This is a genomic window from Streptomyces sp. NPDC052236, from assembly GCF_044548015.1.
Taxonomy (GTDB): Bacteria; Actinomycetota; Actinomycetes; order Streptomycetales; family Streptomycetaceae; genus Streptomyces.
This window is the reverse complement of sequence record NZ_JBIUBL010000036.1, coordinates 63,582-84,565: the sequence shown is the minus strand read 5'-3', so window position 1 is coordinate 84,565 and position 20,984 is coordinate 63,582. Positions and strand designations below refer to the sequence as shown.

Sequence of the window (20,984 nt, the reverse complement as noted above, 5' to 3'; positions counted from 1 at the left end):
GAGATGAGGGAGCTGGAGAAGCTCCCCGACCACAAGATCGCCCTGGTGTGCACCGGCTCCCAGGGCGAGCCCATGGCCGCCCTCTCCCGCATGGCGAATCGCGACCACCAGATCCGTATCGGCAAGGGCGACACCATCCTGCTCGCCAGCTCCCTGATCCCCGGCAACGAGAACGCCATCTACCGGATCATCAACAGCCTGACCCGCTGGGGCGCCAACGTCGTCCACAAGGGCAACGCCAAGGTCCACGTCTCGGGACACGCCAGCGCCGGCGAACTCGTCTACTGCTACAATATCGTCAAACCCAAAAACGTCATGCCCGTGCACGGCGAATGGCGCCACCTGCGCGCCAACGCCGACCTGGCCATCCGCACCGGAGTCGACCCCGACCGCGTCGTCATCGCCGAGGACGGCGTCGTCGTGGACCTCGTCAACGGCCGCGCCTCCATCACCGGCAAGGTCCCCGCCGGCAACGTCTACGTCGACGGCATGACCGTCGGCGGCGCCACCGAAGCCTCCCTCAAGGACCGCCTCACCCTCGCCGAAGAAGGCGTGGTCACGGTCGTGGCCATCGTGGACGCCGACACCGGCGCCCTCACCGAAACCCCCGACTTCCTGGCCCGCGGCTTCGTCCACGACGACACCACCTTCGAGCCCGTCATCCCCGTCATCGAGAAGACCCTCGCCAAAGCCGCCGAAGAAGGCGTCGGCGACGCCCACCAACTCGAACAGCTGATCGCCCGCGCCGTAGCCTCATGGGCCTTCCGCACACACCGCCGCAAACCCCTCATCATCCCCATCATCATCGACGCCTGACATCGACAGGGACGAACGGGCGAAGAGGCGAAGGGGCGAAGAGGAAGGTGAACGGATGAGCCTGCGTTTCGAGGAGATCGACTGGCGCCCGACCCCCATGGGCGACATCAGTCTGCGGCGCCGAAGGGACCCGGTCTCGGGCGACGACGTGTACGAGGTGAAGCTCGGCGACGAGTTCCTGATGTCCAGCCTCTTCACGGCGGGCGAGATCGCGCTCACCCGGCTCGGCCTGGCGAAGCTGCCCAGCGCCGAGCTGGACGGGCTCGACGTCGCCGTGGGCGGGCTCGGTCTCGGGTACACCGCTCGGGCGGCCCTGGACGACCCGCGCGTACGCTCGCTGATCGTGGTCGACGCGCTCGCCGAGGTCATCGAGTGGCACCAGCGGGGGCTGGTGCCACTGGGTACCTCTCTGGTGTCGGACTCCCGCTGCCGCCTGGTCCACGGCGACTTCTTCGCGATGGTCGGCGACTCCCTCGGTCTGGACCCCCAGGAGCCCGGCCGCCTCTTCCACGCCATCCTGCTGGACGTCGACCACTCACCCCGCCATGTGCTGCACCCCCGGCACGCGGCCCTCTACCAGCCGGCGGGGCTGCGCGCGCTGGCCGAGCGTCTCCGCCCGGACGGCGTCTTCGCCCTGTGGTCGAACGACCCGCCGGACGACCCGTTCACCGCCACGCTCGCGGAGGTCTTCGCCGAGGCGGAGGCCCACGTGGTCGACTTCCACAATCCGCTGCAAGGAGGCACCGCGACCAACACCGTCTACGTGGCGAGGAAAGCGGCCACCGTTCGGCCGTGATCCGCTGAACGATCCGGGACATGGTTCTGCCCGCCACGGGTACTCCCAGCGCGTGGAGCTCGTGGAGGAAAGTCCCTACCGCTTCCGCATCGATCCGCAGCGCGAGATGCGGGTGCCCGGGGTGATATTCGCGTCCCGGGAGCTGCTGCGGGATGCCGCGAAGTCACTGGAGCAGGTCGTCAACGTCGCGACACTCCCCGGCATCGTCAGTGCCTCGTACGCCATGCCGGACATCCACTGGGGCTACGGCTTCCCCATCGGCGGCGTCGCCGCCACCGACATCGACGCGGGCGGCGTCGTCTCGCCCGGCGGGGTCGGCTTCGACATTTCCTGCGGTGTACGGCTGCTCGCCGCCAACTGCGACCGGCAGGCGCTCGGGCCCTCGCTGGGCGCCGTCATGGACGGCCTCGGCCAGGTGATCCCGCGCGGCGCCGGGCCGGGCGGGGTGTGGCGGCTCAGTGGCCACGGTCAGCTGGAGCGGGTCCTCGCGGACGGCTCCCGGTACGCGGTCGAGCAGGGCCGCGGCGAAGAACGCGACCTCACCCGCTGCGAGGACGGCGGGGCGGTCGCCGGCGCCGACGCGGACCAGGTCAACGCGCGGGCGCGCGAGCGTGGCCTCGGACAGGTCGGCAGCCTGGGCTCGGGCAACCACTTCCTGGAGATCCAGCAGGTCGCCGAGATCTACGACGAGCCGGTCGCCGCCGCCTTCGGGCTCGCCGCCGACCAGGTCTGCGTCATGATTCACTGCGGGTCGCGCGGGCTCGGGCACCAGATCTGCTCCGATCACGTGCGGGCCATGGACCGCGCCATGGCGCGCTACGGGATCCATGTGCCCGACCGGCAGCTGGCCTGCACCCCCGTCGACTCCCCCGAGGGCCGCGCCTATCTCGGAGCGATGGCCGCCGCCGCCAATTACGGCCGCGCCAACCGCCAGGTGCTGGCCCAGGCCGCCCGCCAGGTCTTCCAGCGTGAGACAGGGGCCCGCCTGACGCTGGTGTACGACGTGTCCCACAACCTCGCCAAGGTCGAGACACACCCAGTGGGGAACGGTGACCGCCGGCGGCTGTGCGTCCACCGCAAGGGTGCGACACGCGCCTTCCCGCCCGGCCACCCCGACCTGCCCGAGGACCTGCGCGGCGCCGGTCAGCCGGTGCTCATCCCCGGCACGATGGGCACCGCCTCGTACGTCCTGACCGGCGTCAACGGCGGCGGCGCCTTCCACTCCACCTGCCACGGCGCCGGCCGCGTGATGAGCAGGCACCAGGCCGCCCGCACCATCGGCGGCAAGCAGCTGCGCGCCCGGATGGAGGCGGACGGCGTCGCGGTGCGTCCGCTGTCCTGGCGGGGCCTGGCCGAGGAGACCCCGGAGGCGTACAAGGACGTCACCGCCGTGGTGGAGGCGAGCGAGGGCGCGGGGTTGTGCCGCACGGTGGCCCGCCTCGTCCCCCTCGGCGTGGTGAAGGGATAAGGCCCGCCGCCCTATACGTCCCATACGTCTGCGTCCTATACGTCACACATCGACCGTCACCGCGCACGACCAGCCGTACGGGCCCGGCCCGAGCCGCAACTCGTTCCAGGCCACAGCCTTCGGCACCGCACCGCTGATCTGCACCCGCTCCAGTTCGGCCACCGCCAGCCGCACATCCAGACCGCCGTCGACCGGCTCCGCCTCCACGTCCACCGGCACCTCGCCGTGCACCTCCAGCCGGAAAACGACCTCGTCCAGCAGGTCCGCCAGCACGTCCTCGTCGGCTGCCTCGGCCACCCGCACCTGCCGTACGGCACTCGGCCGTACCCCGGAAACGTCCGCGAAGCACTCCACCATCCCCAGGACCGCTTCCACCAGGCACTGTTCCCGGCTCGGCCCCCATGCCTCGATCCGTATGTCCGCCGTGTGCGGCACCGCGCGATGCCCGCTCTCGCCCTGCTGCCGCGCCCGGCTGTCGCCGCCGCCTGTGTCACCGGCCATGCCAACCGCGTGCCCCACCGGGCCGGGAACATACCTTTGCCGGAAACCGGCAACGTACGTGGAGGGCGGACCGTCAGATCTTCTGGCCCGGCCAGTCCAGCAGGCGGGCCCCCACCACCGCCGTCTGGAGTGTGTAGCGGTGGACCGGGTCACCGGGATCGGCGCCCGTCAGCTTGTGGATACGGTCGAGGCGGTACGTCATCGCCCGCACGCTCAGCGACAGCCGCCGGGCCGCCTCGGCCGCCACGCACCCTGTGTCGAAGTACGCCGTAAGGGTGTCGATCAGCGGCTGCGCTCCCCCGCGTGCGTGTTCGAGCGGGCCGAGCACACTGGACACCAGGTCGGCCATGGCCTGCCGGTCGCGGGTGAGGACGGGATAGACCAGGAGATCGGCGGCGTGCAGCACCGGCTGGTCCATGTTCATACGGACGGCGAGGTCGAGGGCGTTGAGCGCCTCCTCGTAGGAGTGGACGACTCCGCCCGCGCCCGGGTGGGGGCGGCCGATGGCCACCCGGCCACCGTCCGTGGCCGCGTACGCCTGCTTGGCGAAGAAGCTCAGCACATCGGACTGGTCACCCGGCGCGATGCAGATCAGTCTGCCGTCCTTCGTGGTGAGCAGGATGCGACGGTCTCCGAACCGGGCCACGAGGGACGACGCGATCTGCCGGGTAACCGGGTAGCCGTCGTCGTACGGCTCGGGGCCCTGCGCCACGGCGACGGCGTGGGCGTGGGACAGCAGCAGCCCGAAGCGCTCGGCACGCTCGGCCAGCCGGCCGAGGTCGCTGCGCCCGTAGAGCAGGTCGTCGATGAACTCGCGCCGCGCCGCCTCTTCCTGACGTACCGCCAGATGCTGCGCTCGTTCATGGCCCTCGGCGAAGGCGTCCACCGCCTGCTCGACGGCGGCAAGCAGGTGGTCGGCGGCGGAGCCGGGCATCCCGGCCCGGACGGTACCGGCGGCGGCGAGATGGGCACGGACCAGGGCGCGCAGCCCGATGCCCGCCTCCGCGGCACGCTCTCCATGGTTCCGCAGCGATTCCCTTTCCTGGCGGGTCAGGTTCCTGCCGGTTTCGCAGGCATCCGACAGGATGCGGACATACCCGTCCAGGTACTCCTCGGGTATGTGCTGATCCGCCATGGCCCCTCCCCCAGTTGGTGTCAAGGGTTGCATGGCGGCCCGGAGGGGCGGCGACCGGCATCAAGGCGCCGTAAACATTGCCGGTGGACGGCAATGCGAACAGACGTGCCCCGCTGTCAGGATGACCGGACCGGACGCCGGGAAGAAAAATGGGGAGGATCGATGGGCGAGTTTCTCGATGCCGCTGTCCGATTCCCCACGGTGTTGTTCACCTCGGCTCTCGTCGTGGTCATCGGGTTCTGGCTGCTGGTGGTGGGCGGCGCGGTTGCCCACGACGGTTTCGACGCCGATGTGGACAGCGACGCGCTGGGTCTCGGCGGGGTGCCGGTCGCGGTGTCGGCCTCGCTGCTGATCGCCCTGTCGTGGTTCGGCAGCCTCTCCGGTTCCGTACTCCTCGCTCGTACGGGGATGTCCGGCGCTGCTCTCCATCTGCTGGGCGTGGTCCTGCTCTTCTCCTCGCTGATCGTCTCCTGGCGCGTGACGGGGCTGCTCGTACGGCGGCTCGCGAAGCTGTTCCCCGATGAACCCGGGCCGTCCCGGCTGGACTTCGTCGGACTGACCTGCACGATCCGCACGGGTTGGGTGGACGCGGGCTTCGGCCAGGCGGAGGTCAGGGCGCGGGACGGCTCCACAGCCGTCGTACAGGTCCGCCAGAACGGCGCCGACCCGCTGGCGCTGGGCTCCACGGGGCTGCTGTACGCGTACGACGACACCGGCGAGTTTTTCTGGGTCGCGCCCTACGACAAGGCGCTGGACCCCCGTACCGCCTTCTGACTTCTGACTTCTGAGCCTTCGCTCTTCTTCCACCTCTCACCCGAGGACTCTCATGGATGCCATCACCCTGGGCATCGGCGTGCTCATCGCCGTTGTCCTGCTCATCGCCATCGCTCTGCTCTTCGTGATCAGCCGGCTGTTCCGCAAGGTGGAGCAGGGCAAGGCGCTGATCGTGTCGAAGATGCGGAAGGTGGACGTCACCTTCACCGGCCAGGTCGTACTGCCCGTGCTGCACAGGGCCGAGGTCATGGACATCTCGGTGAAGGTCATCGACATCTCGCGCACCGGCCGGGACGGCCTGATCTGCCAGGACAACATCCGCGCCGATATCCGCATTTCGTTCTTCGTACGGGTCAACAAGACCGTCGAGGACGTCATCAAGGTCGCGCAGGCGATCGGCACGACCCGCGCGAGCGACAGGGAGACGTTGCAGGAGCTGTTCAACGCGAAGTTCTCCGAGGCGCTCAAGACCGTGGGCAAGCAGCTCGATTTCACCGATCTCTACACCAAGCGCGACGAGTTCCGGGACCGGATCATCGAGGTCATCGGCACCGATCTGAACGGCTACAGCCTTGAGGACGCGGCGATCGACTACCTGGAGCAGACGCCGCTCGCGCAGCTGGACGCCGCCAACATCCTGGATGCCCAGGGCATCCGCAAGATCACCGAGCTGACGGCCATCGAGCATGTGCGCACCAACGAGTTCCAGCGGCACGAGGAGAAGGAGCTCACCCGCCAGAACGTCGACGCCCGTGAGGCGATCCTGGAGCTGGAGCGCCGCCAGGCGGACGCCGAGATCAAGCAGCGGCGGGAGATCGGGACCGTACGTGCCCGGGAAGAGGCCGAGACGGCGCGGGTGGTGGAGGAGGAGCGGCTGCGGGCGGAGAGCGCCTTCCTGAAGACCGAGGAGCAGCTCGGCGTGCAGCGAGAGAATCAGGCGCGCGAGATCGCCGTCGCCCAGAAGAACCGCGAGCGGGTCATCGCCATCGAGAACGAGCGCATCGAGAAGGACCGTCTGCTCGAAGTCATCGCCCGGGACCGGGAGACCGAACTGACCCGTATCTCCGCCGAGAAGGAGGTCGAGGCGGAGCGCCGGGACATCGCCGAGGTCATCCGCGAGCGCGTCGCGGTGGATCGTACGGTCGCCGAGCAGGAGGAGTCCATCAAGAAGCTCCGCGCGGTGGAGGAGGCCGAGCGCAAGCGGCAGGTCGTGATCATCGCCGCCGAGGCGGTGGCGCAGGAGCACCTCGTCAAGGACATCAAGGCCGCCGAGGCCGCCGAGCAGGCCGCCGTCCACCGGGCGGCCGAGGAGCTCACGCTCGCCGAGGCCCGCAACAAGGCCGCCGACATGGACGCCCGTGCCAAGGTCCGGCTCGCGGAGGGCATCCAGGCGGAGGCCGCGGCCGAGGGCCTCGCCGCCGTACAGGTACGGGAGAAGGAAGCCGACGCCATCGAGAAGACGGGCCGCGCGGAGGCCGGCGCGACCGAGGCGCGGCTGCGTGCCGAGGCCGTCGGCACCCGGGAGAAGGCCCTCGCCGAGGCCACCGCCATCGGCGAGAAGCTGAAGGCCGAGGCCGCGGGCCTCACCGAGAAGGCCGCCGCGATGGCCGCGCTGGACGAGGCGTCCCGTGGGCACGAGGAGTTCCGGCTGCGCCTGGAGGCGGAGAAGGACATCCGGCTGGCCGGGCTCGATGTGCAGCGGCAGGTTGCCGAGGCGCAGGCCACGGTGCTCGCCACCGGCCTGGAGAGCGCCGACATCAACATCGTCGGCGGCGAGTCCGTCTTCTTCGACCGGATCGTGGGGGCGATGTCGCTCGGCCAGAGCGTCGACGGCTTCTTCCAGCACTCCCAGACCGCGCAGGCGCTCGCCGGGCCGTGGCTGGACGGCTCGGCGTCGTTCACCCAGGACCTGACGAAGGTGCTGGGGTCGGTGTCCACCGCCGATGTGCAGAACCTGACGGTGTCGGCGCTGCTGATGAAGCTGATGCCGGCCGGTTCGGGGCAGCTGGACGAGCTCATCGCCAAGGCGCGGCAGCTGGGGCTGGCGGACATGCCGGTGGCCGAGCTCGCGGGGCTGAACGGCACCTCGAAGAGCTGATCACCGGTCCTGAGGCTTCCGGAGCTGCCGCGCGGGGGGCGGCAGCTCCGGAGATCAATCACGTATACGAGGGAGTCAGAAAATGGCAGGGACGGGAAGCGGGCTGGACGCCGGTACGTACGAGGTGCTGCGTGATCGCCTCGGTGCGCAGGCCGCCGAGCTGGCCCGGCGTGCCGAAGCCCTCAACTCCGCGCGTGTGACGGCTTTCGGCGCCACCGAGCTCGCCCTCGTCGGTACCGAGCACATCCGTACGGAGCAGCACCTCGTACCGCGTGACCTCGTCGCCGTCGGCGACGCGCTGCTCGTCGGCTACGAGGCCCCGGCCGCCGAGGTCTTCGCCCTCTACGACCGCGACCTGAACCGGCTCCCGGACGGCGCGGTGCCCGGCCTGCTGGACGACCCCGCCTTCGTACGGGAATTCGCCGCGCTGCACCGCTACTTCCAGGGCGCGCGCCTTCTTCAGCTGCGCCATGTCGAGGGCAAGCTGCTGGCCGTGTTCCGGACCGGGGAGCAGGCGGAGGACATCCGCGTCCTGCGCTGGTCGCTGTCGCCGTCCGGACAGGCTCGCTTCCTCGACGCCCGGGGCGAGCGCGACCATGTCTTCCCCGCCTCGCACGACTTCTCCTGGGTCGCGACAACCCGGGACGATCACGTGCTGGGGCGGCATCCGCACATCTCCCTCACCGACGGCACGGTCTTCGTCGCGACGGTCGGCGGCACGCTCACCGTGAAGACGGACGACGATACGGAGTCCCCGGACGGCGTCCACAGCGAGCCGGTGGACGAACCACTGCAGTCGCTCGCCGACGCCGACGTGGCGTACGCGGTCGTCGGCGCGCTGATCGTGCTGCGGGTGAGGCCGTACAAAGAGGAGACCGCGCGCCATCTGGTCTTCAACACGCTCACCAGGGGCGTGGTCCGGCTGGACGGCATCGGTCAGTCCTGCCGTCGGCTGCCCGACGACCAGGGGATCGCCTTTCCCGGCGGCTACTGCCTGACCACTGGTGCGGTGAAGACCTTCGATACGGACGTCTCCGGCCTGGAGTTCGAGCGGGCCGTCCGGTCGCCGAACGGCGAGGACGTGCTGTTCGCGTTCCACGCCCGGGCGGCGGGCCGCACCCTTCTGCTCTCGTACAACCTCATCCGCAAAGAGGTCGCCGCACCGCTGTCCTGCCACGGCTACGCACTCTTCGACGACGGCACACTCATCGCTCTGCGACGCGACTCCGTGCAGGTGTGGCGGACTCCGTACGTCTCCGCTGCCCACGCCCCGGTCGGCAAGGGGCCGCTCGCCCGGATCGGCAACGCCGACCTCGTACGCGGCATCTCCGACTGTCTCGCCATCGCCCGGCAGGTCTCGGACACCACCGCCACCAGCGAGTTGTACGAGGCGCTGGTCGCCGCCTGCACCCGGGCGGGCGACCGCTTCCACTGGCTGGGCGACGCGGACGCCGGGGACCTGCGCACGCCGCTGGAGGAGCTGCGGGCCACCGCCGGGCAGGTGCTGGCGGAGTTCGCGTCCGTGCAGTCCCTGACCCGCCGGGCCGCCGATGCGCTCGCGGAGTCGGCCGAGGACCTGAGGCGGCTGGTGCGGCGGGTCCGCGGCGAGGCGCCCGCCACCGCCGAGGAGTGGATCGAGCGCATCACCGAACTGCGCCGCGCCCAGGGTCGTCTGGTGACCCTGAAGGAGCTGCGGTACGCGGACGCGGCGGCCATCGATGCGCTCGCCGAGGACGCCGAGGCGCATATCGTCTCCACCGCGCAGCGGGCGGTGGCCTTCCTCCAGCGCGACGACGCCTTCGCCCTTCACCACGCGGAGGTTGAGCAGCTCACCGCCGACGCCGTGGCGATCGCCACGGCCGCCGAGGCGGCGGCCGTGGCCGGGCGGCTGGACGGGCACGTCTTCGCCCTCCAGACCCTCACCGAGGTCGTCGCCGGTCTGGATCTCGGTGACGCCACCGTGCGCACCGCCATCCTGGAGCGGATCGCCGAGGTGCTGGGCGGGCTCAACCGCGCCCGCGCGACCCTGGCCGCCCGGCGCCATGAGCTCCTCGACCAGGAGGGGCGGGCCGCGTTCGCGGCCGAGTTCGCGCTGCTGGGGCAGTCGGTCACCGGCGCACTGGCCGCGGCGGACACCCCGGAGACCTGCGACGCGCAGCTCGCCCGGCTGCTGCTCCAGCTGGACACCCTGGAGTCGCGCTTCGCCGACCACGACGGCTTCCTCACCGAGATCGCCGACAAGCGCGCCGAGGCGCACGACGCCTTCTCGGGCCGTAAGCAGACGCTCCAGGACACGCGCGCCCGGCGCGCGGAGCGGCTCGCCGGGTCGGCCGGGCGGGTTCTGGAGACGATCGCCCGCCGGGCGGCCACCCTGGACAGCCTCGACGCGGTCCACACGTACTTCGCGTCCGACCCCATGGCGGCGAAGGTCCGCCGCACCGCCGGCGAGCTGCGCGAGCTCGGTGACCAGGTGCGGGCGGAGGAGCTGGAGGGGCGGCTGAAGGCGGCCCGTCAGGAGGCCGGGCGCGCGCTGCGGGACCGTAACGAGCTGTTCGCGGACGGCGGTCACACGATCCGGCTGGGGCGGCACCGGTTCGCCGTCTCCACGCAGCCGCCGGAGCTCACGCTCGTACCGCACGGAGACGGGGACGGGGACGGGGACGGGGACGGCGGGCTGGCGTACGCGCTGACCGGCACGGACTACCGGCGCCCGGTCACCGACCCGGAGTTCGCGGACACCCGCGCCCACTGGGACCAGCTCCTGCCGTCCGAGAACGCCGAGGTCTACCGGGCGGAGTACCTTGCCGCGCGCCTCCTGGCCGAGCACGGCGCGGAAGCGCTGGCCGGATCGGATGTGGCGGTGCTCTGCCGGAAGGCCGCGGAGGCTGCGTACGACGAGGGGTACGAGCGCGGCGTCCACGACCACGACGCGGCAGCCATCCTGGTCGTACTCCTTGCGCTCTACGAGCAGGCCGGGCTGTTGCGCTACCCGGCCGCCGAGCGCGCGGCGGCCCAGCTGTTCTGGGCCCATGGGACAACAGCGGGGGCGCGGGAGGGGTGGGCGCGGGAGGCCACGTCGCTGGTGCGGGCGCGGGACATGTTCGGGACGGCGCCGGCCCTCGACACGCTGCGCGCCGAACTCGCCGCCGCGGGAGCTTTGAGCAGCCTCGCCGCCGAGTACCTCGTGGAGGAGCTGGCCACCGGCGAATCCTTCGCGACCGGCCCGGCGGCGCGCACGCTGCTGGACAAGTTCCGCCAGGCGGTGGGCTCGTCGCCGTACGCCGACGGGGACGGGGCCGCCGCGCCGCGCCTCGTGGAGGGGTGGCTCGTCGCGTACGCCGCCTCCTGCGGCGAGGACGTCGACGCGGGTGACCTCGCCGAGGCGGTGGCGATCGAGGTCTGCCCGGACCTTGATCGCCATGACGTGGAGGGCGCCCTGACCACCAGGGCGGATGGCCTGCTCGGCGCGCACCCGAGGATTGTCCGGGGTGGTCTGAGCCTGCGGCTGGACGAGTTCCTCGCCAGGACGGGTGACTTCGCGCGCCGGGTGGCGCCCGGTTTCCGCGCGTATCAGCAGCGCAGAAGCGCGCTGGTCGCCGCCGAGCGGAAGCGGCTGCGCCTGGACGAGTACCGGCCGCGCGTCATGTCGTCCTTCGTGCGCAACCGCCTGGTGGACGAGGTGTATCTGCCGCTCGTCGGTGACAGCCTCGCCAAGCAGCTCGGCGCCGCCGGGGACGGCAAGCGGACGGACAGCAGCGGTCTGCTGCTGCTCGTCTCGCCACCCGGCTACGGCAAGACGACGCTCATGGAGTACGTCGCCGACCGCCTCGGCCTGCTGCTGGTGAAGGTCGACGGACCGGCGCTGGGCCACGGCGTCACCTCCCTGGACCCGGCTCAGGCACCGGACGCCACCGCCCGCCAGGAAGTCGAGAAGATCAACTTCGCGCTGGAGGCGGGCAACAACGTCCTGCTCCACCTGGACGACATCCAGCACACCTCGCCGGAGCTGCTGCAGAAGTTCATCCCGCTGTGCGACGCCACCCGCACCCTGAACGGCCACGATCTGCGCGGCAAGCGCTTCGCCGTCTGCATGGCCGGCAACCCGTACACCGAGTCCGGGCAGCGCTTCCGCATCCCCGACATGCTCGCCAACCGCGCCGATGTGTGGAACCTGGGCGATGTCCTGACGGGCAAGGAGGACGTCTTCGCGCTGAGCTTCATCGAGAACGCGCTCACCTCCCACCCGGTTCTCGCGCCGCTGGCGGGGCGCGAGCGGGCGGATGTGGAGCTGCTGGTGCGCCTGGCGGCCGGGGATGTCACGGCCCGCCGTGACCGGCTCACCCACCCGTACGCACCGGCCGAGCTGGACGGGATTCTGGCGGTGCTGCGCCATCTGCTCACCGCCCGCGAGACAGTCCTCGCGGTCAACGAGGCGTACATCGCGTCCGCCGCCCAGGCCGACGCGAGCCGCACGGAGCCGCCGTTCCAGCTCCAGGGCTCGTACCGCAACATGAACAAGATCGCGGCCCGCGTCTCCCCGGTCATGAACGACGCCGAGCTGGCCGCCGTGATCGACGACCACTACGCGGGCGAGGCCCAGACCCTGACCACCGAGGCCGAGGCGAACCTGCTCAAGCTGGGCGCGCTGCGGTCCACGCTCACCGGGGAACGGGCCGCCCGCTGGGACACGATCACCTCGGCGTACGTCCGCGCCCAGGCTCTCGGGGGCTCGGGCGACGACGCCCTCGGGCGGGCGGTCGCCGCGCTGGGGCTGCTGGCCGACCGGGTCGCGGCGGTCGAGACGGCCATCACGCGGGCCACGGAGCACATGGACCGGTCCAACGAGGGGCATTCGGGGTAGCATGTATAGCATGAGTGAAGCTACCCAGAAGTACTCGATCACGATGCCCCGGGACATCGCGGAGGCCGCCCGCGCTCGCGGTGGCCCCTCTGGCCTGTCCGCGTATGTCGCAGCCGCCGTCGCCCGCCAGATCGAACGGGACAACCTCAACGAACTCATCGCAGTCGCAGAAGCCGATCACGGACCGATCACCGAGGAAGAGATCCAGGCCAAACGTGATCAACTGCAGCGCGCCCGCCAGGAGCAGCGGCCTGGAGCGCACGCCGCATGACACTCTCCCCCGCCGTACCCGGCGGCACGCTCGTCCTCGACAGCGAGGGATTGGCCAAGGCCGTGCTGCGCGACCGTGAGGTCACCGGCTGGCTCGCCCTGGCACGCGCCGACGACATGCGGGTGATCACGAGCGCGGCCACGCTGGTCGAAGTCGTCCACGCGAGGATCAAGCGTCCGGCCCTCGAATGGACGCTGTCGCGCGTCGTGGTGGAGCCCGTCACGGAATCCATCGCTCGCCGCGCGTCGGCCCTGCTCTCCGACGCGGGCCTGCACGGGCACAAGTACGCCATCGACGCCATGCTCTGCGCCACCGCCCTCGCCGCCCCGGGGCCCGTCACGGTACTCACCTCGGACCTCGAGGACCTCACCGCACTGTGCGGCCGACACGTCACCGTCATCAAGGTCTGACCGCTCAGGTCACAAGCCGCAGGACCTCCGCCAAGCCCCTGTCCCCCGTGCGCTGTTCCGCCGGAAAGATGTACGTGCGCAGGCCGCACGCGGTGGCGCCGCCGTCCCGGACCGGGTTGTCGCCGACCATGAGCGTGGCCCGCGGCTCCGCGCCGAGGTCCACGCACGCCTTGAGGAAGAGCTGCGGGTCGGGCTTCTCCCGGCCCATCTCGTACGAGATGACGCACGCGTCGATCAGGTCGTCCAGTCCGTGGTGGGCCAGGTGCACCCGCAGGTCCCACGCGAAGTCGCTGACGATCCCGACCCGCAGTCCGCGTTCGCGCAGCGCGCGCAGCGTGGGTTCCGTGTCGGGGTAGGGCACCCAGGCGTCGGGCGCGGTGAGTTCCCGGTACGCCGTCTCCTCCGCGCCGCGCAGGAAGTCCACGTGCTCCCACCAGCCCAGCATGGCGAGCCGGTGCTGTTCGCGGGAGAGATCCCGGCCTTCCTGGAGGGCGGCCACAGTGGGCAGCCGGAAGGCGTCTCTCAGCTGCTGGGAGATCGCGGCCAGGGCACCGGGCTCGTCCAGCCGGCCGAGGCGGCCGGCTGCGGTGCCGACCCGGTGCAGCCAGGCCTCCAGGTCGATCATCTGGAAGATCGTGTTGCTGAAGTCGAACAGCACGGCTTCGACCCGCGGTACGGGAGCGGCCAGCTCGGCGACCGTGGGCCGATAGGTGCTGGGGGTTTCGAACAGGGCCTGTATCACGGGGAAGGTCACGGGGAGGTGTCTCCGGGGTCGACTGTTTCTGTGGGGACGCCGAAGCCGCGGATGGCCGCGAGTTCGTCGTCGGGGGTGGCGGTGTCGGTGATGACCGACTCGTAGTCGGCCACGGTTCCGTACGCGTGCGTGGCGGTCTTGCCGAACTTCGGGCCGGCGATGCCCTCCTCTCGCCGCTGGCCACGCGCTCCCTCATCACCCGCTTCCTCGCCGCGCCCGCGCCCGGCGGCCACCAGTCGTCCCCCGAACGCGTGGCGGCGCTGACGGCCCGCGAGCGGGAGGTGATGACGCTGGCCGCGGAGGGTCAGTCGAACACCGAGATCGCCGAAAAGCTCTTCCTCAGCCCGCTGACCGCACGCACCCATATCCACCGCGCCATGGCGAAACTCCAGGCCCGCGACCGCGCCCAGCTGGTCGTCATCGCCTACCAGTCCGGTCTCGTACGGGCCACACCACCGCCTGAGCTCTGACGGCCGGCGGCTGCCCCGGGCCCTCAGCCGACCGGGCTGAGACCTTCGCCAGCAGTGAGCATGTAGGCGAGCTGGTCGTGACCCGGCTCGGTGGCCAGCTCCAGGATCGCCTTGCCGACCTGTTCGGGGGTGAGCGTCGGCCCGAAGCTGCCGAGGAAGGTGGGGACATCCACACCCTGCCGGGCGGCGTAGCCGGCCACGGCGTTCGCGCCGAAGTCGGTGGCCGGGGTGAGTCAGGAGCGCCAGGCGCGCAGATATGTCTCCTGCACCAGGTCCTCGGCGTCGTGGACCGAGCCGACCATGCGGTAGCAGTGGACCACCAGTTCGGGCCTGAACGGCTCCGCCAGGCGGGTGAACTCCTCGCTGTCCGGCTCGGACGCACTGTCTACAACCTTGTCCGTCACTGTCACTGTCGATCCACTGGTCTCCGTGCGACGACTGCGGAGGCGTCGAAGCGCGCCTGGTTCTCACGGATCTCGGCGTGGTGGGTGACGGCCCAGTCGGCCAGTGACGCGACGATGCCGAGCAGGGTGGCGCCCAGAGTGGTCAGGGCGTACTCCACGCGTGGGGGCACCTCGGCGTAGGCGGTTCTCGTGACGAGGCCGTCGCGTCGCAGCTGGCGCAGGGTGAGGGTCAGCATCCGCTGGGAGATGCCGGGGATGGTGCGCTGCAGGTCGGTGTAGCGCCGGGGCCCGTCCCGCAGGCTGGCGATCACCAGCACGCTCCACTTGTCCCCGGCCCGTTCCAGGATGTGCCGGATGATGTCCACCTTGTCAGGCGGCCAGGTGGAGCAGGGCGACAGACGGACGGAGGGGCCTTTCTGGGCCGTGTTCGCGCCCTGAGGTATGTCCTCGTCCATGGCGCACACTCCCCTTCGGTAGCGCACATGAATGTCGCGTTTTGTTCGCATTTCCATGCTGCCTCATCAAGGGGCTACGCACAGTGTGTGAGGAGTGGAGGGCCGATTGAGTGCCGCAGAGGGGGCACTCGGGTGCCATCGAAAGGTTCCGGAACCCGGAGGCGACCATGGATGTTGAAGAACGGCACCGAATGCTGGGCGTATACCTCAACGATCATCTGGCCGGTTCGACGGCCGGTGTCGAGCTAGCCAGGCGCATGGTCCAGCAGTACCGGAATTCGCCGTACGGCGACGACCTGGAGAATCTCGCGACGGAGATCGCGGAGGACCGGCAGGCGCTCGTACGAATTCTGCGAGACCTCGACGTTCCCGTACAGCGCTACAAGCTGTGCGGGGCGTGGGTGGGCGAGAAGGTCGCGCGTATGAAGCCCAACGGCCGCCTGTTGCGTAGCTCCGGCCTCAGTGTGGTGGTCGAGCTTGAGGCCCTGCGGCTGGGGGTGCAGGGCAAGGCGCTGCTCTGGCGCGCCCTGCTCGCGACGGCGGCGCACGACCTCCGCCTGGACGCGGGGCGGCTCCAGGAGTTGCTGGAGAGGGTGGATCAGCAGATCAGGACCTTGGATTCGCTGCACGCCAGGGCTACATCAGCGCTGCTGACCCCTGCCGCGGCGTGATCGTGGTCCCGTCCGGGCCGGGGCCCGAGGACCGCTCAGCCTGCTTCGCCCTACTCCTGCTGCTCCTCCTGCTCGTCCGCGCGCTCTCCCTCGGCCTGCGAGGGAGTCGTCAACCTCACGCAGCGGACGGTCGCCGTACAGGCCGCGGCGGTCGGCTGCCGTCAGCACCCAGCCGGCGGGAAGCACGCCTCAGCATGTCGGCCGCCGGGGCGACAGGGCATACAGGGGCCAATCACGTGACGAAACCCATCGCGATCAGCCGTATTGGTTTCGGACAGCGACGGCCATTTCCTCCAGTGACACAGATCCCTTGAGGCCTTCCGCCTCCGCCCCGTCAGCCAAGCGGTTGAGCCAAGCATCCTCAGCCTCTTCCGCGAGCTGTCGATGCCGCTCATACTCTGCGCTGTCGCTCACAACGGCCTTCCTGCCTGCTGCGGCGAGCGCGGTCTATGACGTCCCGGAGAACGTCTGGCAACGTAGCAGCCTTACAGGAACCCCCTCGGCCGGCCGAGCGCGGACCGTGTCAGTCGCGGAAGTGTGAAGCCTCCCGGCGCCGACGGTCCACCTCGACCGTGAAGACATCCGGTCGGCTGTAGTGGCCGGCCGGGTCGAAGTTCTGGCGTTCCTCCCGTACGCGGGCCACGTCCAGGTCGGCGATGACCAGGCGCTCCTCGTCCACGACCGGCTCCACGAGCCAGCTGCCGTCCGGCGCCGCCACCGCCGAGCCGCCGCGGCAGTAGTCCGTCACCCCGGCCTCCTCCAGCTCCGCGCGCAGCGGGAAGTCGGCGGGGATGTCGGCCAGGGAGAGCAGGCCGTTGGCCGCGAGGTGGAACATCCTGCCCTCGCGGGCGATGAAGCGCGTGCTGCCGTCCGCGGTGTTGTGCGGGTTGCCGGGCCAGACGCTGACGTGCAGTTCCTCGCCCTGCGCGTACAGGGCGTGGCGGGCCTGCGGCATCCAGTTCTCCCAGCAGTTCAGGCCGCCCACCCGGAGCGGGCCCGCCTGGTGTACGCGTAGTCCGTTGCCGTCGCCCAGGCCCCAGACCAGCCGTTCTTCGTGGGTCGGCATGAGCTTGCGGTGGGCGCTGACGACGCCGCCGACCGGATCGATGGCGACCAGTGTGCAGAACACCGTCCCCCGTCCGGTGCCCACGCCACGCTCCGTCGTGCCGAGGTACACGAAGATGCCCAGGTCGCGTGCGGCCTCGGTGATCCGGGCGAGTTCCGGCCCTTCGAGCTCGACCGCGGCATCGAGATAGGCCGCGTACGCGCGCTTCTGGGCGGCGTCGTTGAAGCGGGCACCGCCGGTGTGCTCCAGCCAGGACGGGTAGCCCGACAGGAAGGTCTCGGGGAAGGCGATCAGCTCGACGCCCTGTGCCGCCGCGGTTTCGAGCCAGTCGAGGACCTTCTTGGTGGTCGCGGACGGATCGAGCCAGTACGGCCTGGCCTGTGCGGCGGCAACACGCATGTCGATGTCTCCTGTTGTGTCGTCTGAACCACAGAGCGTTGTCCGGATGTTAACATTCATACAATCGAGCTCAAGGGGGAGCAAGGGTGGCCGATCAGAGCGGCATCGCACCGGCCCGTCGGCGCGGCATGGCGAACGAGGTCGCGGACCGGATCCGGGACGCGATCTTCTCCGGCGTCTACGCGCCCGGGGCCCAGCTGCGCGAGGTCGAACTGGCCACCGCCCTCCAGGTCAGCCGCGGCCCGGTACGCGAGGCGCTGCTCAGGCTGGAGCGCGAAGGTCTCGTCCAGAGCGAGTGGCACCGCGGCACCACCGTGACCACCCTGTCCGCGGCGGACGCCGAGGAGCTGAACAGCCTCCGCGGTGCCCTGGAGCACCTGGCCGTCGAGCGCCTCGCGGAGCACGCCTCCGTGGCGGACCTCGCGGCCATCGGGAAGACCGCTGACCGGATGGGCCACGCCGAGGACAAGCACGCGATGGTGCGGCTGGATCTGGAGTTCCACGACGCCGTCTACGCCGCCGCCCACCACGGCCGCCTGGAGCGGGCATGGGAGGCGATCCGCTCCCAGGTCCATCTGTTCCTGCTGATGCGCATAAGCGTGAGCGAGAAGGACGGCGAGACGGATGGCGGGACGGACAAGGATTACGCCCAGCACATCGCGACCGAACACCGGGAGCTGGCCGAAGTCCTGGAGTCGCGCGACACCGACCGCGCCCTACGGCTTTTCGCGGCACACCGGAACCACGCCTTCGACCTCCTCAAGGCGGCGGATCCGGACCAGTAGGGCCCATTCCGTTGACAGCCTTCTCCCCCCGGTTGCAGACTCACGGCCTCGAAGTTCTCCGAACATAACTTCACCAGGCGAACAACAACCGCCCGGGGCGTAAAGGAAACCGATGACCATCACCCGTGAGCTGCTGATCGGCGGCAAGAACCTGCCCGCCCGGTCGGGCCGTACGACGCAGGACATCACCCCTCACACCGGCGCGGTGTACGCCACCGTGGCCGCCGCCGGCGTCGAGGACGTAACCCTGGCAGTGGACGCCGCCCAAGCGGCCTTCGACGACTGGGCCGCCCTGAGTCCGTTCGCCCGGCGGGCGGTCTTCCTCAAAGCCGCCGCTCTGCTTCAGGAGCGCACCGAGCAGGCCGCCGATCTGATGGCCGGGGAGGTCGGCGGCACCCGCCCATGGGCGTACTTCAACGTCGGACTGGCCGCCAACATGCTGACCGAGGCCGCCGCCGCGATCACCGCCCCGCGCGGCGATGTGCTCACCGCCCAGCAGGAAGGCACCCTCGGCCTCGCGATACGCGAGCCGGTCGGCGTGGTCGCCGCCTTCTCGCCCTGGAACGCGCCCGTCATCCTCGGCGTACGCTCCGTCGCCGCGGCGCTCGCGGCCGGGAACACGGTCGTCATGAAGCCCAGCGAGGACGCCCCGCTGGCCTGCGGGCTCTTCATCGCCGACGTACTGCGCGACGCCGGGCTGCCCGACGGCGTGCTCAACGTCATCACCAACGACCCCGCCGACGCCGCCGAGATCGCCGAGGCGCTCGTCGCCGATCCCCGGGTGCGCGCGGTGAACTTCACCGGCTCCACGGGCGTCGGCAGGATCATCGGGGAGCACGCCGCCAGGCACCTCAAGCCCGCGCTGCTGGAGCTCGGCGGCAAGAACGCCGTCATCGTCCTGGACGACGCGGATGTGGACTACGCGGTCGACGCCGCCGCCTTCGCCGTCTTCATGAACGCCGGGCAGATCTGTATGTCCGGCGATCGCATCCTCGTACACGAGTCGCTGGCCGAGGAGTTCACGGCCAAGTTCACCGCCAAGGTCGCGGCCCTGCCGTCCGGCAGCCCCGAGGAGCCGACGACGGTGATCGGCCCGCTGATCGGCCCCGCCGCCGCGCGGCGCGTCGCCGCCCTGGTGCGGGACGCGGTCGCCAAGGGCGCCACCGTGCTGACCGGCGGCGGCGAGCCGGAGGGGGCGGTCCACCCGGCGACCGTGCTGACCGGCGTGCCCAAGGAAGCCGACCTGTACTACACGGAGTCCTTCGGGCCCGTGTGCGTGATCGGCACCTTCGCCACCGACGAGGAGGCCGTCGCCCTCGCCAACGACACCGACAACGGCCTGACCTGCGGCATCATCACCGAGAACGGGAGCCACGGACTGCGGGTCGCCCGTCGTATCCGTACCGGCATCGTCCATATCAACGACCAGTCGGTCGCCGACGAACCACAGGCGCCCTTCGGCGGATTCAATGCCTCCGGTTACGGGCGGTTCGGCGGGCGCTGGGGCGTCGAGGCCTTCACCAACACCCGCTGGGTCACCCTCGCCACCGAGCACGCCCACTACCCCTTCTAACGTTCTCAAGACGACTTCTCAAGACGACTCGGGTCACGCGGCAGCAGCATGACCGCCGCCGCGGGGAACGCCGCCAGTACGAGCCACGGCACGGCCGGCGGCAGACCCGCGTCCAGCAGGTACCCACTCGCCGCGCTGCCCGCCAGCACGATCAGCCCCGACATCGACGACAGCGCCCCGGTGTACAGGCCGAGCCTGCCCGCGTCGGCAAGATCGGGCACCCAGGCCCGGGCCGCCGGGGCGACAAGCATCTGGCCGAGCGTGAGCAGAGCGACGAACCCGACAGCGGGCAGCAGCCCCCCGGCCCCTGTCCACCCTGCGGGGCGGGCGACGGCCACCACCCCGAAACCGACCGTGATGAGCAGCAGCCCGGCGGCCATGGAGCGGCGCAGGTCGAACCGGTCCGCCGCCCAGCGCGTGACCGGCAGCTGCACGGTCACGACCATGAGCGAGGACAGCGCGAACAGCCACGCCAGCGGAGCCTGCGAGCCCCACACCCGCGCCACCTCCGCCGGGAGGGCGAGGTAGAACTGGTTGTACGCCAGCAGATACGTGCCGTACGCACAACACAGCGCCAGGAAACGGCGGTTGCGCAGCAGCGCCCGTACGGCACCGGGCCCGCGCACGCGCGTACGCCCGGGGATGCGCTGGGGCAGCAGCCACACATGTCCGGCCAGTACGCATACGAAGACGACGGCCCCGGCGAGGCAGACGGTCCGGAAGTCCACCGTCAGCAGCAGCGCGCCGATGAGCGGCCCGACGAACGCCCCCGCCTGGCCCGCCATGGAGAACAGGGCCAGGACACCGGTCCGCGGCCCGCCGCCCGCCTCCTCCCGGGACACCGCCTGCCGGAGGACCTCGGACTCCACCGCGGGCGAGAACAGCGCGGCGGCGAAGCCGATCAGCAGCACCGCCGCGATGACCGACCACGTCCGCTCCGCGTATCCCAGCCAGCAGAACCCGGCGATGCGGAGCACGCAGCCCGCGAGGACCACCGGCCGTACGCCGTAGCGGTCGACGAGCGCGCCGCCCACCACGAACAGGCCCTGCTGGCTGAACGTCCGCAGCCCCAGCACCAGCCCGACCAGCCAGCCCGCCAGGCCGATGGCGCCGCCGAGGTGACCGGCGAGGAAGGGCAGTACGGCGTAGAAGCCGACGTTGAAGGCGAGTTGCGTCGCGATCAGCAGCCGCAGGAGGGACGAGAGGGTCGGCCAGATCCGCTCGCGCCCGGGTTTACGCGCCTCAGAACGCCTCGGAACCGTCAGTTGATTCATGTG

Annotated in this window: 18 protein-coding genes and 2 pseudogenes; 12 read left to right on the top strand and 8 right to left on the bottom strand. The window is 70.7% G+C overall.

The window, feature by feature from the left end; genetic code table 11:
• The 3 genes from ACIHCQ_RS39290 to ACIHCQ_RS39280 form a co-directional block, all read left to right on the top strand.
• Window positions 1-816 (top strand): ribonuclease J (locus ACIHCQ_RS39290; protein ID WP_399673511.1); only part of this gene is annotated, 816 nt, incomplete at its 5' end.
• A 55-nt stretch (window positions 817-871) separates the two neighbouring features.
• Window positions 872-1,612 (top strand): spermidine synthase, encoded by a 741-nt coding sequence (locus ACIHCQ_RS39285; RefSeq protein ID WP_399673509.1) that lies wholly within the window; start codon window positions 872-874, stop codon window positions 1,610-1,612.
• Between the two features lie 52 nt (window positions 1,613-1,664).
• A complete protein-coding gene (locus tag ACIHCQ_RS39280) occupies window positions 1,665-3,080 on the top strand; it encodes an RtcB family protein (RefSeq protein WP_399673507.1) in 1,416 nt (471 codons plus the stop codon).
• Window positions 3,081-3,122: 42 nt separating this feature from the next.
• On the opposite strand, the gene ACIHCQ_RS39275 is transcribed toward ACIHCQ_RS39280, so the two are convergent.
• Together ACIHCQ_RS39275 and ACIHCQ_RS39270 are read right to left on the bottom strand one after the other, a co-directional pair.
• A complete protein-coding gene (locus ACIHCQ_RS39275; protein WP_399673505.1) occupies window positions 3,123-3,581 on the bottom strand; it encodes an archease in 459 nt (152 codons plus the stop codon).
• Between the two features lie 73 nt (window positions 3,582-3,654).
• Window positions 3,655-4,716, bottom strand: a complete 1,062-nt coding sequence (locus tag ACIHCQ_RS39270; RefSeq protein WP_399673503.1) for a PucR family transcriptional regulator — start codon at window positions 4,714-4,716, stop codon at window positions 3,655-3,657.
• A 162-nt stretch (window positions 4,717-4,878) separates the two neighbouring features.
• Between ACIHCQ_RS39270 and ACIHCQ_RS39265 the strand changes: the two genes are divergently transcribed.
• The 5 genes from ACIHCQ_RS39265 (at window position 4,879) to ACIHCQ_RS39245 (ending at window position 13,130) form a co-directional block, all read left to right on the top strand.
• Entirely contained in the window at window positions 4,879-5,490 is a 612-nt protein-coding gene (locus ACIHCQ_RS39265) for a hypothetical protein (protein ID WP_399673501.1), read from the top strand.
• A gap of 52 nt (window positions 5,491-5,542) precedes the next feature.
• Window positions 5,543-7,588, top strand: a complete 2,046-nt coding sequence (locus tag ACIHCQ_RS39260; RefSeq protein WP_399673499.1) for a flotillin family protein — start codon at window positions 5,543-5,545, stop codon at window positions 7,586-7,588.
• 82 nt (window positions 7,589-7,670) lie between these two features.
• Window positions 7,671-12,449, top strand: coding sequence for a DNA repair ATPase (locus tag ACIHCQ_RS39255; protein WP_399673497.1), 4,779 nt, complete (start codon window positions 7,671-7,673; stop codon window positions 12,447-12,449).
• 10 nt (window positions 12,450-12,459) lie between these two features.
• Window positions 12,460-12,720, top strand: a complete 261-nt coding sequence (locus ACIHCQ_RS39250; protein WP_399673494.1) for a CopG family transcriptional regulator — start codon at window positions 12,460-12,462, stop codon at window positions 12,718-12,720.
• Window positions 12,717-13,130, top strand: a complete 414-nt coding sequence (locus ACIHCQ_RS39245) for a PIN domain-containing protein (RefSeq protein ID WP_399673492.1) — start codon at window positions 12,717-12,719, stop codon at window positions 13,128-13,130. The genes ACIHCQ_RS39250 and ACIHCQ_RS39245 overlap by 4 nt, the downstream gene beginning before the upstream one ends.
• A gap of 4 nt (window positions 13,131-13,134) precedes the next feature.
• Here ACIHCQ_RS39245 and ACIHCQ_RS39240 read toward each other — a convergent pair whose 3' ends face one another.
• Window positions 13,135-13,884, bottom strand: a complete 750-nt coding sequence (locus tag ACIHCQ_RS39240) for an HAD family hydrolase (protein WP_399673490.1) — start codon at window positions 13,882-13,884, stop codon at window positions 13,135-13,137.
• A 155-nt stretch (window positions 13,885-14,039) separates the two neighbouring features.
• Between ACIHCQ_RS39240 and ACIHCQ_RS39235 the strand changes: the two are divergent.
• Window positions 14,040-14,354, top strand: a pseudogene (locus ACIHCQ_RS39235) (response regulator transcription factor); the annotation flags it as partial.
• 23 nt (window positions 14,355-14,377) lie between these two features.
• On the opposite strand, the gene ACIHCQ_RS39230 reads toward ACIHCQ_RS39235, so the two are convergent.
• The 3 genes and pseudogenes from ACIHCQ_RS39230 to ACIHCQ_RS39220 all read right to left on the bottom strand — a co-directional run bounded on the left by ACIHCQ_RS39230 (window position 14,378) and on the right by ACIHCQ_RS39220 (window position 15,270).
• Window positions 14,378-14,554: a hypothetical protein gene (locus ACIHCQ_RS39230; RefSeq protein WP_399673488.1), complete on the bottom strand. Its 177-nt coding sequence runs from the start codon at window positions 14,552-14,554 to the stop codon at window positions 14,378-14,380.
• Between the two features lie 36 nt (window positions 14,555-14,590).
• Window positions 14,591-14,758, bottom strand: a pseudogene (locus tag ACIHCQ_RS39225) (sigma factor); the annotation flags it as partial.
• Between the two features lie 2 nt (window positions 14,759-14,760).
• Window positions 14,761-15,270: a winged helix-turn-helix transcriptional regulator gene (locus ACIHCQ_RS39220; RefSeq protein ID WP_399673486.1), complete on the bottom strand. Its 510-nt coding sequence runs from the start codon at window positions 15,268-15,270 to the stop codon at window positions 14,761-14,763.
• 110 nt (window positions 15,271-15,380) lie between these two features.
• Here ACIHCQ_RS39220 and ACIHCQ_RS39215 point away from each other — a divergent pair, with 110 nt between their 5' ends.
• Window positions 15,381-15,884: a hypothetical protein gene (locus ACIHCQ_RS39215; RefSeq protein WP_399673484.1), complete on the top strand. Its 504-nt coding sequence runs from the start codon at window positions 15,381-15,383 to the stop codon at window positions 15,882-15,884.
• Between the two features lie 523 nt (window positions 15,885-16,407).
• Here ACIHCQ_RS39215 and ACIHCQ_RS39210 read toward each other — a convergent pair.
• Window positions 16,408-17,349: a carbon-nitrogen hydrolase family protein gene (locus ACIHCQ_RS39210; protein ID WP_399673482.1), complete on the bottom strand. Its 942-nt coding sequence runs from the start codon at window positions 17,347-17,349 to the stop codon at window positions 16,408-16,410.
• An 86-nt stretch (window positions 17,350-17,435) separates the two neighbouring features.
• On the opposite strand from ACIHCQ_RS39210, the gene ACIHCQ_RS39205 reads away from it, so the two are divergent.
• Window positions 17,436-18,134 (top strand): GntR family transcriptional regulator, encoded by a 699-nt coding sequence (locus ACIHCQ_RS39205; protein ID WP_399673480.1) that lies wholly within the window; start codon window positions 17,436-17,438, stop codon window positions 18,132-18,134.
• 112 nt (window positions 18,135-18,246) lie between these two features.
• Window positions 18,247-19,707 carry an aldehyde dehydrogenase family protein gene (locus ACIHCQ_RS39200; RefSeq protein ID WP_399673478.1) on the top strand — a complete coding sequence of 487 codons (1,461 nt, stop codon included), beginning with the start codon at window positions 18,247-18,249 and terminating at the stop codon, window positions 19,705-19,707.
• A 5-nt stretch (window positions 19,708-19,712) separates the two neighbouring features.
• On the opposite strand, the gene ACIHCQ_RS39195 is transcribed toward ACIHCQ_RS39200, so the two are convergent.
• The gene (locus tag ACIHCQ_RS39195; RefSeq protein ID WP_399673519.1) at window positions 19,713-20,981 is read right to left on the bottom strand and encodes an MDR family MFS transporter; all 1,269 of its coding nucleotides are present in this window, start codon (window positions 20,979-20,981) and stop codon (window positions 19,713-19,715) included.
• Between the last annotated feature and the right edge of the window lie 3 nt (window positions 20,982-20,984).

Excerpts from the sequence above, each read along its gene's own strand:
- ACIHCQ_RS39195 (WP_399673519.1), bottom strand. The coding sequence starts at position 20,981 with ATGAATCAACTGACGGTTCCGAGGCGTTCTGAGGCGCGTAAACCCGGG.
- ACIHCQ_RS39270 (WP_399673503.1), bottom strand. The coding sequence starts at position 4,716 with ATGGCGGATCAGCACATACCCGAGGAGTACCTGGACGGGTATGTCCGC.
- ACIHCQ_RS39210 (WP_399673482.1), bottom strand. The coding sequence starts at position 17,349 with ATGCGTGTTGCCGCCGCACAGGCCAGGCCGTACTGGCTCGATCCGTCC.
- ACIHCQ_RS39250 (WP_399673494.1), top strand. The coding sequence starts at position 12,460 with ATGAGTGAAGCTACCCAGAAGTACTCGATCACGATGCCCCGGGACATC.
- ACIHCQ_RS39200 (WP_399673478.1), top strand. The coding sequence starts at position 18,247 with ATGACCATCACCCGTGAGCTGCTGATCGGCGGCAAGAACCTGCCCGCC.
- ACIHCQ_RS39245 (WP_399673492.1), top strand. The coding sequence starts at position 12,717 with ATGACACTCTCCCCCGCCGTACCCGGCGGCACGCTCGTCCTCGACAGC.
- ACIHCQ_RS39265 (WP_399673501.1), top strand. The coding sequence starts at position 4,879 with ATGGGCGAGTTTCTCGATGCCGCTGTCCGATTCCCCACGGTGTTGTTC.
- ACIHCQ_RS39285 (WP_399673509.1), top strand. The coding sequence starts at position 872 with ATGAGCCTGCGTTTCGAGGAGATCGACTGGCGCCCGACCCCCATGGGC.
- ACIHCQ_RS39260 (WP_399673499.1), top strand. The coding sequence starts at position 5,543 with ATGGATGCCATCACCCTGGGCATCGGCGTGCTCATCGCCGTTGTCCTG.
- ACIHCQ_RS39275 (WP_399673505.1), bottom strand. The coding sequence starts at position 3,581 with ATGGCCGGTGACACAGGCGGCGGCGACAGCCGGGCGCGGCAGCAGGGC.
- ACIHCQ_RS39255 (WP_399673497.1), top strand. The coding sequence starts at position 7,671 with ATGGCAGGGACGGGAAGCGGGCTGGACGCCGGTACGTACGAGGTGCTG.
- ACIHCQ_RS39220 (WP_399673486.1), bottom strand. The coding sequence starts at position 15,270 with ATGGAAATGCGAACAAAACGCGACATTCATGTGCGCTACCGAAGGGGA.
- ACIHCQ_RS39215 (WP_399673484.1), top strand. The coding sequence starts at position 15,381 with ATGGATGTTGAAGAACGGCACCGAATGCTGGGCGTATACCTCAACGAT.